This window comes from Helicobacter trogontum, assembly GCF_000765905.2.
GTDB lineage: Bacteria > Campylobacterota > Campylobacteria > Campylobacterales > Helicobacteraceae > Helicobacter_A > Helicobacter_A trogontum.
Genome location: NZ_JRPL02000033.1, coordinates 1 through 14,499, shown reverse-complemented (window position 1 = coordinate 14,499; position 14,499 = coordinate 1). Strand labels below are relative to the sequence as shown.

Genomic DNA, 14,499 nt, shown 5'->3' with positions numbered 1-14,499 from the left:
TTATTTGTCCTACTATCCACATGAAAAATTTCATTTCATTCGCACTCATGTTGTATTTTGCATAGACAAATTTGTTGTCTTGTGTTACTACCATTTTTTCATTTTTTTTAGCAATTCTTGTTTTCCCTTGTGTTTTCATAAAGAATCCTTATTGCTTGATTTGGTGATGATTAATTATATCAGAAATTATTTTGTTAAGCTACTTTTTGATAGCATTGTAGTTTCTTTTTTGAGTAATAAAAGTACTGGATCAAAGCGAACACATTTGTAAATAAATAAGAAGTTATTTTTTTATTTGTTCAAGTTAAATTGTTTGGTTTGTTATTTTTGAGAAAAGTTTTGCTTTTTTGGAGTTTTTTCTTGGGATTTTTTTTGTGTGTTTCTCTTGTTTAACTATATTATTTGTTTAACTATCTTGTTTACGCAAAAAAGTAACACTCTCAAATATCGTTAAATAGGGCGTTTTTAAATTCAATAATTGTGTTAAAACTACTTTTTTCATTTTAAAAACTACTTTTTTCATTTTAAAAAGCGGCTTAAAAACTACTTTTTTCATTTTAAAATTTGTGGGATTGAAATTTCATTATTAATCTTGATTTTTTTGCAGTTTTATTTTATAATATGTCAAATTTAAACGAACGATTTTATTTTATATATTATGTAATTTTCTTCTCATATTATTCTCCTTATTTGAAATTGTATGCTATTTAATCTGTTGTCATTTTTTTGCACATGAATCATATTTATTATAGGAAATATACAAATAATGAAAAAAGTAGTTTTTAAGCATTATGGCTTCTTCCTATATTTTTTTAGTTTTAATGCTTTATATGCCATGTTAATTTTTTCATCAGATAGGATTGTAAAATTATTATCAGTTTGAATTTTTTGTATTTCATATTCTATTTGTTTTAGCACTGATTCTAGAAATTGAGATCTTGTAATTTCGTTATTTTCAATCATTTTTTGTTGTTCAAACCATAATGCTGTTAAATCTATGGCTACTAAAGAATTTGGAGCTATATTGATTAAATTTTTACCTTTTTGTGTAGCTTTTATGATTTGTTTTTTATCGTTAGATACTTCAATATAACCCCTATCAATAAGTTTCTTAATATGTTCTGATCTTGTGGCAGGTGTGCCTATGCCACCATGTTCACCCTTTTTATCCTTATCTCTTTCTATAAGAAGTTGTCTTATGCGTTCATTACTTACATATTTTGCTACACTTGTGAGATCTTTTAAAAGTGTTTCCATAGTATAGTGTGGTTTTGGCTTTGTTTGTCGTTTTTCTATATTTGTGCCAGTGCAGATTGCTTTTAGATTTTCTTTGATAATTGATAAATCATTATTATTGTCGCTGATAGTATTTTCTTCATTTGTTTGTTTATTATTTTGATTTACTCCAAAAAAAGAACTATATCCAACTTTTAGGGTTGTATTGCTTGAGGCATAAAATTCATAGTCTTTATATGTTAGTGTTATTTGTGTGTGTATGTATTCTTTTGGTGGGTAGAATTGACATAAAAATCTTTTTGCTATCATCTCATAGATAATTTTTTCTAAATGTTGTAATTTAGTGAAATCAGCTGTAGCTGTTGTAGGGATAATGCCATAATGTGCTGATAGATTTGAATCATTAAAAGCTTTGCTTTTAATGCTCAAGTCAGCATGTTGTATCAAATTGTTAAATTCATTGCTAGAGATGTTTTCTCCAATAGATTTTATAATATCTTTTGCCTCATCAAATTTTGTTTCTGGTAGATATTGACAATCACTTCTATTGTAGGTAATAAGTTGATATTGTTCTCGTAAGCGTTGTGTAATGCTTAATACTTCATCTGGTTTTAGTCCAAGATTCTTAGCACATTCTGCCTGTAGTATTAAGAGATTATAAGGTAGAGGCGGATATTCTTTTTTGTTTTCCTTAAGAATGCTGTAGTTAAACTCTTTCTTATTGCATTCATTAGAAATTATTTCTATTGTATCTTTTAGCATTATTTTTTCTTTTGTTTTGAGTGAGGCTTGTAAGGTTATATTATTTATTGTAAAAGTAGCATCAAGTGTAAAATAATCAATTGATTGAAATGTTTCTTGCATAGTATCCCTGCTTACTATTAAACCTAGAATTGGTGTTTGCACTCTACCTAAGCTAATAGGGCTTTTTCCTTTATATCCATTTTGCCTTGCTAGACAAGTATAGGCTCTTGTCAGATTAATTCCTACAAGATAATCAGCTTGACTTCTTGCAAATCCTCTTTCACTCATACCTTTAAAATTGTCATTAGGAAGCATTTTTGCAATTTCGTGTTGGATTGCTTTTGGTGTAATATCATTAATTAATACTCTAAAGACAGGCTTTTTATTTTTGGAGTAGTCTAGTATTTCATCTATTAAAATTTGTCCTTCATCATCAGCATCCCCGCAATGAATAATGCTTGTTGTATCTTTACTTTGAATAAGATTACAAATAATCTTCAACTGCTCTTTACAATCTTGTTTGGGCACATAGATAAAATCTACAATCTTAAGTGGTAAATCATTAATATCCCATTGCTCATATTTAGAATCATAAATATGAGGCTGTGCTAATTCAAGTATATGCCCAAATGCCCAAGTAATAATATTATCTCCTTTTATGATATAACCTTTAGCTTTTTTCTCATTTCCATTAAGTGCACTTGCAATTGCTCTTGCTAATTCTGGTTTTTCTGCTATAAATAATCTCATCGTTATCTCCCTTGATTTTTTGCGTGTGTTTGCTGTATTGTCTTAGATTCATACTTTGTTTGTTGCTTATTGATAAACTCAATAGCTTTTTGTGTAAAATCAAGCTTATTTGTTGTTGATTCTGCAGTATGTTTGGAATTTTGTGCTAAAGTACTTGAAGCAGGTATTGAATGTGTCTCTTGACACTTAGGTAATTCATTGGAGTTACTAGCGCAACGGTCTAACCATGTGGGTGCTGCTTTTGCAGATGGCGTCTCCACCAATACTTGCCTTGTTACTTTCTTTATTTCTGAAAGCCTTTTTTTGTTAGCATGAAAAATTATATTTGTGCCATTATCATTCTCTATAGCCACCTCACCCATTTTATTTTGATTTTCGAAGCTTTTTACTGCAAGAATCGCATTTTCTCTTTTTGCATTAACAATAATTTCAGGATTACTTACAACTTCTTTGATTGTATGAGAAACATCTTTCATATTCTCAAACATTTCAGGGTGTTTATCATATAATTTTTTTAAATCCGCAATAGCTTCTTTATCTCCTAATAACTCACTCAATCTTTCACAGAGTTCAAATATTTCAAGTGTTTTTGAATTGTTATTCATATATAACCTTTAACCTATTTTAGAATTACAATCAAATTCAATCGTTAGATTAATGTATGATTATTGTTTATATAATAAATATTTAATATATATGTTATTAATTGTTAATATACATATATTAAGTGTGTAATATATGTATTATATATGCTATCCTTTATCTTATTGTTGTATCTTTTTTAAGATAGAATACGAATTTTTTTATCGCTCCATACCCTTATCTTGTTTTTTAGTAGATACTTTTTCACTTTGCATGTCTTGTTGTACGTGTTTGGCTTGATCTTTTTGTAATTGATGGGTTAAATCTTTTTCCAATACAACATGAAAACCATCTTTACTCACAATAGCTACATAATCTTTTGCTTGTTCGCCTTTATTTAAAAGATCTTGTTTAATATTCTCATTTGAGAGGCGTATATTTGCCTTAATATAGCTAGATTGTCCATCTTTACTTGTATTTGTTTCAAGTCCTTCTACAAATGTCTTTCCTGCCTCTTGTTTTGTATTAATGGCATAGAAATATTTTCCTTCCTCTGTTTTAAATGAATTGACATAAATAATTTTGTCTTTATTTTTTGAATCATCTGTTGGTATTAAACGAATAGAATAATCCTGCATACGATTAACAAAGTAATTTTTCCATTCCCCATTGATAGCAGCACTGAGTGTTACAGTGCCTTGTTCCATTGCCGCAACCTTTCCAGCCTCTTTAATGCTCTCTAATAAAGCTGTTTCAGGCTTTCTTTGTTTTATATTGCCATCTTTATCCTTATAATTTAAACTTGTATTGGTTTGAATAGCAAGTTTAGGATTTTTTTCCTGCGTTAATTTTACAAATGCCATATTGTCTCCTTTTCTTATGATTATTTAACGTGCTTCAACTCTGTGGTATCTATGGAATAATTAAATTTTCACTTTACACCTCCTATTGTTAAGTAAAAGTAATTATCTTTTGTGGTGGTTTGTATATCTTGTTTTGGTGCCTTAATTGTTATAGTATTGTCATTTCTTGTAATATTGATGTTATGTAATTTTTTGCTAAAGAATGTTAAATTAGAATCTAATGCTTGAAATTGCTTGTATTTTGTATAAAGAGCAACACTTAAAGCCCCAAGACTTGTTCCAAAAATTGCAAAGATAATGGCAACTAAGATAAGAATCTTTTTCGTATTCTTTGTAATATCTGTTGCAATATCTGATAATTCTTTTATTTTTTCACCCTCTTTATTAATAAAATGTGTTAAAAAATTATCATAATGCGTAATTTTATGTTGCAAGGTTTGTTCTAGGGTGGAACAAAATTGTTCTTGTATTCTCCTTGCTTCACCATGCAGTTGATTTGTTGTATATTCACAAAATTCTTTCATGGTATCATCCAATTGTGCTAACCTACCATTATTGCTATTAATCTTATCAAGGCTTTCTTGAATATCTGAGACATAATCATCAAGCTCCTTAGATTGCATAGAAAAAACCTGTATCTTTTCAATTAATACATTCATAATCTTTAAGGTATTAATAAATTGCATATCATCTTTATTTAAGGGTGCATGAAAGAATTGTATAAAACAATCCCAATTCTTTTTTGCTTTATAGTATTCTTCTTCTAAGTCTTTAAAAATGCCAATTGTTGCATTATCATAACTGCCTGGTTCATTTACCTTACCCATTTCTATTTTTTTCAACATAGAATCAAAGATGTCTTCTTGGATTTGCATAAGTGATGAATAATTTTGAATAGAATCTGGAATAGCTTCATCCGCTTCTTTAATGATTGATTGAATAAAAGCGTTGCTATCTTTTTCTAATCCACTTTCATTATCACCTTGTTTGTCGTTTATAATGGTGTGTTCATCATTAAGATCATGCTCTTCTTTTGGAGTTGCCTGTGTTATATCAAATAATAAATTTAATCCATTATCCATAAGAATCCTTATTGCATAAAGCTATCCAAATTCTTATGAAAGAATAAAATATTAACTTTATCTAAGTCCTCTGGCACTGGTGAAACGGGCTGCATTTCTATAATCGCTGTAACTTGATGTTGTTTAAAATAATGCTTATATTCTTGGATGAGATCTTTTGCTCCAACAAGAATAATTTTATCCGCATTATGTGCTAATAAAAAGGTTTTTAAGACTTCATCATTGCGTAAATACTCGCCATTTATTTTTGTTACAACAATATGATATGTCCAATCAGAATTTCCAAGAAATGGATCTTTTGGGACAAAGTTGTATTGCATTTCTAACAGACGATTGTTAATTGTTAAGGCTGAATTATTGTCTAATCGTTTTGGCTTTGGATTACAACCCACTAATGCAATGAGTGTTGATACACAAGCTAATGTTATAATATGCTTCATATTTATTCTCCTATTATTTGAATTGAAATTGCCATTTCTCCATTGAGAATAGCATGTTCAAAGGCTTTTCTATCAGGTATGCCTTTAATACGTGCCAGACTTGGTGAAATAGATTTAAACTTGTTCATAAAATATTTATCACTATAATAGATAGATTTTTGACATTGAATTGGTTTACCACTATCTATAGTAATAAGTTCATTTTCAAAGGGCATTTCCCTTAATTCTTGTGGTAACATTAGAGCCCTATGAGTTTCGCTAATGCTTCTCCCACTGCTACCACCACTTGCACTTGAATTTGAGCTTCTAGAAGTTTGTTTGACTGTGGTGTTTCCTAAAATTTTTGAAATAGCTTCAGCGTCTTCTATTTCTCTAGGTGCATAAAAAATTTGACACGCATGGTTTGTCAATAGTGTTTTTGCTCCTTCTTTGCCATATCCTAATGGTGGCGGTGTTTGTAATTGACTTAAAGACTGATAGATTGTAAGCAATCGAAGGTTATATCCAGCAATAAAGCTTACTGAAGTTTGTAAGATTTGAATTTGTCCTGGAGCTGTGAATTCGTCCATAACTAACAAACAAGTATATTTTAAGTCTTTATTTTTCTGTGGCAATTCTTTTGTATTAACAAGAATAAGTTGCGACCAAAATATATTAAGAATGAGTTTAGCATTTGTAAGCTGATCAGGCGTAATACCAACATAAATTGTCATTTTCTTTTTACGCAAATCTCTTAAATCAAAATCACTTGTTTGTGTGGCATATCGTAGTGTTTCGCTTTCAAATGCTGTTAATGGTGCATTAAAACTCCCAACAATTCCAGATTTTGTATTATCTGAAGTAATATTTTGATAGGTTTGTAGTCTGCGTATAGTAATTTCACTTAAAATATCACAAGATTTAAGAAATTCAATACTTGGTTCTAGATCTGTAATTTCTTCTTCTTTTTCATTTATTATAACTTTTATGCGAAATCCCTTACTTAATTGCAAGATTCCATACAAACTAAATTCAGTTTTTATATCAAATTGTTCACAAAATTGTTGTCCTAAATTAGTCAGGGTTAAATCTTTCCAAAGATAACACAAAGCAATAAAAAGGTTTTGGGCATGTTGGTTAAAGAATTTTGTGGTTTCATCACCAATAATTGGATATAAAATATTTGCAAAATCCATAAGCTCATTATCGCATGTTGTCTCATTGCTCATATCAATATAAGTTAATGGATTATAGCGGTGTGTTTTTCTTGAAAATGGATTGAATAAGAAAACTTCTTGTTGTAAAACTTTTTCTCTATATTTACTTGTGTAATCAAAGCATTCTTGCTTTATGTCTTGCACCACCGCAGATTCATTCCATTCTAAAAGATTAGGGATAACAATACCCACGCCCTTACCACTTCTAGTCGGTGCTCCAAGTGCTACAAATTGTTGCCCTCCAAATCGCAGTAATTTATTATTGTGCTTACCAATAATAATCCCCTTTTCGCCATAGAGATTCATTTTCCTTATATCACTTATATTAGCAAATCTTGCATTACCAAACAAGGATTGTTTCTTTTTTATAAATGGCACAATAGCAACTACACAAGTGCTAAAAAGACAAGATATTCCAAAAGCACTATAAGCATAAGGAAAGCGATATTGTAAGGCTTTAATCGTTAAATCTAAGCTCCATAACTTTAAGGCTTGCATGGGTGGTATTTTATTAAGTACAAAGAGTAAAATTGGAGTAAGAAAATAACTTAGCAGTAAGGCTAATATAATAAGAAAGAATATTTGAGCTTTTGTAATCTTCATGATCTATCCTTATCTTTGGTATGAGATGGTTTAACTCTGTTATGTGATGATTGATTTGTCTTGATAAACTCAATAGCTTTTTGCGTAAAATCAAGCTTATTTGTTGTTGGTTCTGCAGTATGTTTGGAATTTTGTGATATAGTAGTAATGGATGTTGAAGGTGCCTCATGGCACTTAGGTAATTCGTTTGAGTTACTAGCGTAATGGTCTGACCTTGTGGGTGCTGCTTTTGCAGATGACGCCTCCACCAACATCTGCTTTTCTTCCTTCATTTTATTAAATTTCTTAATGTGTTTTTTATTTGCATGAAAAATTACATTTACACCACTATCGTTTCTGATACCTACATCAGCCATTTTCCTCTCATTTAGTCTTTTCGCAACAATGAAATCTTTTTCATTTCTAGCCTTACGATTTTTTGCAATTATTTCAGGATTACTTACAACCTCCTCGATTGTATGAGAAACATCTTTCATGCTATCAAACATTTCAGGGTGTCTGTCATATAATTTTTGTAAATCTGCAATAGCTTCTTTATCTCCTAATAACTCACTCAATCTTTCACAGAGTTCAAATATTTCAAGTGTTTTTGAATTATTATTCATTGTATGCCCCCTTGAAATAGACATCACTAATATGTCTTTTTCCTCCATGTGCTACAACATGCACCACAACATCAATAAGATCTCTTAGATTGTTTTGCAATATTTCAAATGGTACGCACTGCCCTTGTTTGTTTTGCAAACACATTAAAGCTAGGCGTTTAAATGTTTCTTGTGTGCTTCCTGCATGGCAACTTGTAATACTTCCTCCATGTCCACTGCTTAATACATTGATAAAATTATAAGTTTCAGCCCCTCTAAGCTCCGCTAAAAGGATTCTATCTGGTTTCATTCGCAAACAAGATTTAAGCAAAGTTGCTGAAGTGATTGGATCACCTTCTTTGGCTTCACTTGGATAAAAAAGTTGTACAAAATTCTTGTGTTCGTAAAACACAATTTCTTCTACATCTTCAATGGTAATAATGCGATCATCTGTGCTAATATAATCAATGAGTGTTTTCATAAAAGTTGTTTTACCGCTTCCTGTGCCACCGCTAATAACTACATTTTTCCCATAACTTACAGCTTTTGTAATAAAAGATTCCCATTCATTATTATGGTAGTGATGTAGAAGCTCTTTGTCACGAGGTGTTATTTGTTTTTCATTCTCATGCACGATATGATTAAAAAATCCCATATCTTTATAGTCTTTTGTAGTGTAGCGTTTTGTGCTTGGTTTTCTAATCGTAATTGAGATATGATCTTTTTTGGTAGCACTTGGCATAACGATTTGGACACGCTCACCTGTGGTAAGAATGCATGATAAAATAGGTTTTGTGTTGTCTATTTTGTCATCTTTAAATGCAGCACTCGCTTGTGCAAAGGCACTTGCACCTTCAAAATCTAGCCTCCCACTTGCAGTATATTCCCAAATACCTTTTGTATTTTGATACCAAAGCTTATCATCACCATTATATGCAATTTCATTAATATCACTATCATCTAACAACTCTTTAAAAAAGGAATTAACATATTTTTGCAATGAAACAGACATTAGTGTATATTCCTTAGTGTATAAACTTTACTAAAATCAATATCTCGATTGACATAAATACCTACAATATCACCTTGATTCTTATAGAGTGTGGGTTTGATATTAATCATTTTTTGCAATGTTGTATTAGCAATGTTATTACTTGTCTCTCTTGCACCCTGTGCATAGATTCCATAGCCTGTATTATTGCCAAGACTATTTGAGAGCAATAACAATGAATCATCAATAACAGAAAGTAAAATAGCAGATCCAAATCGCTTAATATAGTGATTATCAATATAGCCACTAATACCACTTGCCCCTAATGCATCGCTACCACCGCTATCCATTGGGATAACAACATTATTTGGGGTTCTAACCTCCTGCCAAATAACAAAGAGTCTATTAACACCATCATCTATTTGACCACTTTTAAATTGTCCTGTAACAGTGCTTCCTTTTTCAATGAGTAAAATATTGCCATTTGCAGAATACACATCATTTGAAATAGTACATGCGATACCACCCTTAACTTCACTAATGATTTTTGTTTTTAAAGAACAACCAATATAAGTGCCTTTTGGCAATAAAAGATTTTCATCAAATGCTCCTATATTTGCAGCAGTTGGAGTATAGACCTCACCATGATAGCTATCAGATTCACGTGTTGAATTATTTTGTTGTATATTGGTATTATTTGGATTTCTTTCCATAAGCTGATTAATATAATTTTGTGCTCTATCAATTGTTTCATGTTCGCTTTTATAGGATTGATCATAATGATTTTGCTGTGTTTGTGCTGATTGCTCTGTTGCAATTAAGGAGCTTGTCTGCCCCTTTACGATTCTTGGCACATTTGGTTTTGGATCCATTGCTAACATAGGGAGTGATTGTTGTGTGTTTAATTGTGGTGTAGGATCTGGATTTTTCTCTAAAATGTCTGCCAATGTTTCTTCTTTTGGTATTTCAAATGTTTTTTCTTTCACACTTGATTCTATATTCGTTGGTTCTTTTATCTCTTCTTTTGGTTCTTTTTTAAATGGATTAATAAAATAGATTCCAAGCAACACTAATACAAGGGCACATAATCCCATAATAGCATAGACTTGGAGTCTTTTTGTATTAATGCTTTGTTCTTCAAGCTCTATGCGTTTATCATCATTATAGATTTCTTGCTCTTTTTCCTGCATTATTTTCCTTTGATTTCTCGTATAACATCTTCATTTGAAGTTTCTCTAGTTTTTGCTAAAGGATTTTTTGCATAACCACCATTAAAGATTCCAACAACTTTGTCTCCACTCCTAAGTAAGATTTGCCTAGCAATTTTATGAATAACCAACACATCATAATTGCCTATTTTCTTTACATGTGTATTTAAAATACTTTCTTTCTTGTTTTCATATAAAAAGACAGATGGGAAAGTTTTTGTATTATCAAAACCAAGATAAGTAAAGACTCCGTCATCATAGGCAAAGTTGGGGACAATATCTTCGCTCCCTTTATTGACCTTCATATAGAAATTCCAATTTCTAGGAATGGTTGTTTGATTAAGTTTATCTTGTGTAACCTTTTGCTTAGTTTGCTTTTCTATTTTCTCATATTGCTTTTTTATGGCGTTTAATTCTTTTTCTGGGTAAGAAAAAGTTAATTTATAGGTTGTATCTCTATTACTTAAAAGTAAATCAAAAACATAGCTATTAAGATTAGTAATAACAATGAGATTAGTTTTCCAAGTCTTTGGAGTAGGATCAATCACATATTCCTTACTCACATTATTAGAAGTTCCATCAACATTTTGATTCTCATATACTAACTTTGTAACATATGCTTTAGGCTTAATAAACAACAAATTACCCTTTTGCACTAAATCCCAACCATCACTAAAACCAGTTGCAGTATTTATAATCTTTTCATCACTTCCAAATTCTAGGACACTTACATAGCCATTTCTTGCAATAACCCTAAAGACATCATGGGCATTGTAAGTAGCATAGGTAATACGCGGATCAAATGATGATTTTTCAGGAATATTGATAGCCAATACACTATTAAATACGCCAAAAAAACAAAAAGTAAGAGCTCGTTTTATCATTTTTGCACCTCATTATCAACACGATAGGTTAAAACTTTAAAACCAAGTGGGTTTGCTAACCTTACGCTTTCTTTTGCATCATTTGGATAGTAGTCATAGCTTAGCGTTACAATCTTTACGGATTCTGTCTTAAGTTTTGAGGTTTGATTTGTTGTAGTGGTTTGAATACGAATGGTTGAAGTTTTTACTCCAGCACTCTCACCTAAAGTAATACTTAAGATATTTGCTTTTACCTCAATGGTATTTTTAAAAATCTTATCCCTCGCATTTTCTCCCTCATAGATTGCCCTGTATTCTTGTGCTACCTTATCGCTTGATAAAAGCTGTGTGGTAACATAATCACTATTTAACATATCATAGTAATAACCCTCTCTTTTTTTGACATATTCGCTAATAAAATATTTATCTAATGCTTCATTACCTGTTATATCTTCTTTCTTTAGTGCAGTAATAATGTCCACCATACCTGTTGTATTATCCACACGAATAACATATGGTTGCACTGTTTTTAATGGGACTAACAACACAAGGGCAATAACAGATAAAAAACTTAGTGCTATGCCAATAAAAGCAATAAGCCATGCTCTTTTATTGCTTTGTTCTATCATATAACGCATACTTGCTTCATAGCTTAATGCTTCATTGTAATGTGTTTCTTTATTCATTGTCTAACTCTTTTATAATATGCTCTTGATTGAGGGATTGCCAATGACTTTCTTTGGAAAAAATTGCATTAAAGTCTTTATCACTCATATTTTGTTTTGCACATCCACAAAATAAGAAGATACCAAGTATTAAAAATATTGTTCTATTCATTTCTAGCCTTTTTTAATAAATCTTTTGCACCGCCAAATGCCTTTTTACTAGCATAATGCAGTGCTTTATTTGCCATAAATCCAGCAGCACCCTTAGCAATATTAACAGGAGCAGCATTCATTGTTTTACCAAGTATAAATCCAGTTGCACCTCCAGCCATTGTAGCCATTTGCGTAGCACCGCTACTCATAACATTTTCAAGCGATACTTGTGCTAATTGTTGAGCAATCTTTGAAGCAATGCCAGAGAGCACACCAAGCAATAATCCAGCAAGTAAGATTTGCATACCAACAAGTAATAAATTATGTTCTGCTTTTGCAGTTAGTGCAATAATTTTTGTTTGTAATTCACTTAACACAGAATTAAAAAACATACTTACTAGCAATATTGTTAAAGTGTTATTGAGCAATAAATTAATCCATTGATTAAAAGTATTTCGCAAGAATCCATAAAATAAGCAAAAAAACATAAGTGGAGCAAGTGCTACAAGCAAGGTTTGAGAAAATGAAGTAATCACTAGCACAATAAGGGTTGAAACCGCACCAACCCCAAATCCAAGAAAGACAAGCAAACTGCTAATTACACCCACAATAGCACCATCTTCACCAAGTAATCCAGACTGCATTTGCCAAATCTGTGCATTTAAGTCAAGCACTTTTGCAAACATATCATCAAGTTTTACATAGAGTGTTGTGCCTCCACCAGCCCATTCATAGATTCCATTTAAAGCATCAATAACAAGTGTAAGCCAGTTATTCAGATTAAGACAAAAACAAATGATTATTGCCTTAATAGTCATATCCCATAAGAGTTCTCTTAGAGGATTTTGGGTTTTTCCAGCTAGGATTGCATACCCCTTTATCATAATCATGATTGTAATACTCATAGAAATTAGAGTCATAAGTTGAGAGACTTGCGGACTCATAGAGGCTTGTTTCATTACATCAAGCACAGATTGAATGGATTCTCCTAAGTTTTGAAAGACTACTGATTCTGACATAACTAGAATCCTGCTTTTGTGTTATCTAAAGCTTTTTGGTAGAGTTGTCGCCCTTGTTCTTTTGCTATATTTCTATTTATTTCCTCTAGTTGCAGCATAGTTTGGGCTTGTGCAATAATTTGTTGTGATTCTGCTGTTGTGGCTTGAATTTCACCGATAATATCTTGCGATCGTTTCTCATCGGTTGTCTGTTTAAGTTCTTTTTGTAATTTCTCGAGTTTACCTTGATTTTTGTTGATACTAGCAAGGATGGTATTATAACTAGCTTGTTTACTTACAGCAGAAGCTAGATTTTGCCTACAAATTTGCTTTTCTTTATCTGTTTGCCACGAATAATTGCATTGATCATAAAGTGTTTGTGCCTTTAAATTTGCTTTTGCTGTATCACTCATGTAATTTTGAGGATTCTGTGATGGATTATTTGCCATATCTTGATAACGCTTCATATCGCTATTTAAGTCTTGATACATATTATTAGCAGTTTGCACAGATTGTAAAAAGTCTGTAACGCCTGTAACTGTTTGTAATTGATCTTTATAGGCTGTAATTTGATTCTTATAATGATCAAGCGTATCAATCCACCTTTTTGCTTCTTTGGCCCAAGTAAGTGCAGTTTGAATATTTTGTGCTAAATCTTGCGTGTTGGATGCAACATCAACAACAGGAAGACCTGTAGCAAACAAAATAGACATACTTAAAGCTGAACTAACAATAAACTTGGTAAAAAATTTCTTTTGCATTAACGCTCCTTATTGAGTTTAATATCATGAGAATGTTTAGGGCTTTGATTGCGTTTTGCAATAAATGCAATTTGTTCTTTTGCTTACTTGATGTTTCATGCTTCCTCCTTATAATAAGTTTGCAATTGTCTTATTTTTACCTCTAATGGAATATCCTGCTGAAAGATTGAATCAATTATTTCAATATCCTTACTTCCTGTTGAAAGAATTCTTAGATTATGATTACCCAGTGATCTTAAATCAAGAGTGCAAATCACTTGTTCATCTTGTCGCTTAATAAGAAATTGTCTTTTTGTGGGATCAAAGTCTCTAATAACTTCATATTCTTCTACGCTAAGATTTAAACCCTTAACATAATCATCTTCTTGTGCTTGTGGATTTGCTAAGAATATTTTTGTAGCAGATTGTTCAATAAGAGTTTTTGCAATAGGTAACTTTAAAAAGTCTTCGACGCTTTGTGTACCAAGTCGCAATATTCCATTTTGTTTTCTAATGGTTTTAAACTTATTTTTTACCTCTTGGGCTACTACATCATTTTCTAGCCATTTCCAAGCCTCATCAATATCAATAACCAATCTTCTTCCATCAGCTAGGTTCATAACACGCCAAAGAATAAAGTAACAAAGAATGGCAGAAACATCTTTATCATCTAAAAATTCTGTGCCATCTATACCGAAGAGATGAGTATTGTCTGGAAAATCTAAAATATCCTTTTCATTATCAAAAACCCAACCAAATTGTTTTCCTCTTTGAAACGCACTAAGCCTTGATTTTAATGAA

Annotated in this window: 15 protein-coding genes; all 15 read right to left on the bottom strand. The window is 31.3% G+C overall.

All coding sequences use genetic code 11. The features are described from left to right. Positions 1-789: 789 nt before the first annotated feature. Positions 790-2,730, bottom strand: a complete 1,941-nt coding sequence (locus LS81_RS09555) for a DNA topoisomerase (protein WP_052096659.1) — start codon at positions 2,728-2,730, stop codon at positions 790-792. 2 nt (positions 2,731-2,732) lie between these two features. Further along, a complete protein-coding gene (locus LS81_RS09550) occupies positions 2,733-3,335 on the bottom strand; it encodes a hypothetical protein (protein ID WP_104696479.1) in 603 nt (200 codons plus the stop codon). A gap of 198 nt (positions 3,336-3,533) precedes the next feature. Then, entirely contained in the window at positions 3,534-4,175 is a 642-nt protein-coding gene (locus tag LS81_RS09545) for a hypothetical protein (RefSeq protein ID WP_034347809.1), read from the bottom strand. A gap of 68 nt (positions 4,176-4,243) precedes the next feature. After that, complete coding sequence (locus LS81_RS09540; protein ID WP_034347811.1) at positions 4,244-5,257, bottom strand: hypothetical protein; 1,014 nt, start codon at positions 5,255-5,257, stop codon at positions 4,244-4,246. A gap of 8 nt (positions 5,258-5,265) precedes the next feature. Next, complete coding sequence (locus LS81_RS09535) at positions 5,266-5,697, bottom strand: cag pathogenicity island Cag12 family protein (protein WP_052096653.1); 432 nt, start codon at positions 5,695-5,697, stop codon at positions 5,266-5,268. A 2-nt stretch (positions 5,698-5,699) separates the two neighbouring features. Further along, positions 5,700-7,496, bottom strand: a complete 1,797-nt coding sequence (locus tag LS81_RS09530) for a type IV secretory system conjugative DNA transfer family protein (protein ID WP_034347813.1) — start codon at positions 7,494-7,496, stop codon at positions 5,700-5,702. After that, positions 7,493-8,101, bottom strand: a complete 609-nt coding sequence (locus LS81_RS09525) for a hypothetical protein (protein WP_104696478.1) — start codon at positions 8,099-8,101, stop codon at positions 7,493-7,495. Before LS81_RS09525 ends, LS81_RS09530 begins: the two co-directional genes overlap by 4 nt. Then, positions 8,094-9,092: a P-type DNA transfer ATPase VirB11 gene (gene virB11, locus LS81_RS09520; protein WP_034347801.1), complete on the bottom strand. Its 999-nt coding sequence runs from the start codon at positions 9,090-9,092 to the stop codon at positions 8,094-8,096. The genes LS81_RS09525 and virB11 overlap by 8 nt, the downstream gene beginning before the upstream one ends. Continuing rightward, positions 9,092-10,261: a type IV secretion system protein VirB10 gene (virB10, locus tag LS81_RS09515; RefSeq protein ID WP_034347800.1), complete on the bottom strand. Its 1,170-nt coding sequence runs from the start codon at positions 10,259-10,261 to the stop codon at positions 9,092-9,094. Before virB10 ends, virB11 begins: the two co-directional genes overlap by 1 nt. Beyond that, positions 10,261-11,163: a P-type conjugative transfer protein VirB9 gene (gene virB9 / locus LS81_RS09510; RefSeq protein WP_034347799.1), complete on the bottom strand. Its 903-nt coding sequence runs from the start codon at positions 11,161-11,163 to the stop codon at positions 10,261-10,263. The genes virB10 and virB9 overlap by 1 nt, the downstream gene beginning before the upstream one ends. Further along, positions 11,160-11,828 (bottom strand): VirB8 family type IV secretion system protein, encoded by a 669-nt coding sequence (locus LS81_RS09505; RefSeq protein ID WP_034347798.1) that lies wholly within the window; start codon positions 11,826-11,828, stop codon positions 11,160-11,162. The genes virB9 and LS81_RS09505 overlap by 4 nt, the downstream gene beginning before the upstream one ends. Next, the gene (locus LS81_RS11365; protein ID WP_158659057.1) at positions 11,821-11,979 is read right to left on the bottom strand and encodes a hypothetical protein; all 159 of its coding nucleotides are present in this window, start codon (positions 11,977-11,979) and stop codon (positions 11,821-11,823) included. Before LS81_RS11365 ends, LS81_RS09505 begins: the two co-directional genes overlap by 8 nt. Then, positions 11,972-12,979: a TrbL/VirB6 family protein gene (locus tag LS81_RS09500; RefSeq protein WP_104696477.1), complete on the bottom strand. Its 1,008-nt coding sequence runs from the start codon at positions 12,977-12,979 to the stop codon at positions 11,972-11,974. Before LS81_RS09500 ends, LS81_RS11365 begins: the two co-directional genes overlap by 8 nt. Positions 12,980-12,981: 2 nt before the next feature. Beyond that, complete coding sequence (locus tag LS81_RS09495) at positions 12,982-13,719, bottom strand: type IV secretion system protein (protein WP_034348011.1); 738 nt, start codon at positions 13,717-13,719, stop codon at positions 12,982-12,984. A gap of 95 nt (positions 13,720-13,814) precedes the next feature. After that, positions 13,815-14,499: TraG/VirB4 family ATPase (locus LS81_RS09490; protein ID WP_473806613.1), on the bottom strand; the 685-nt coding region annotated here is incomplete at its 5' end.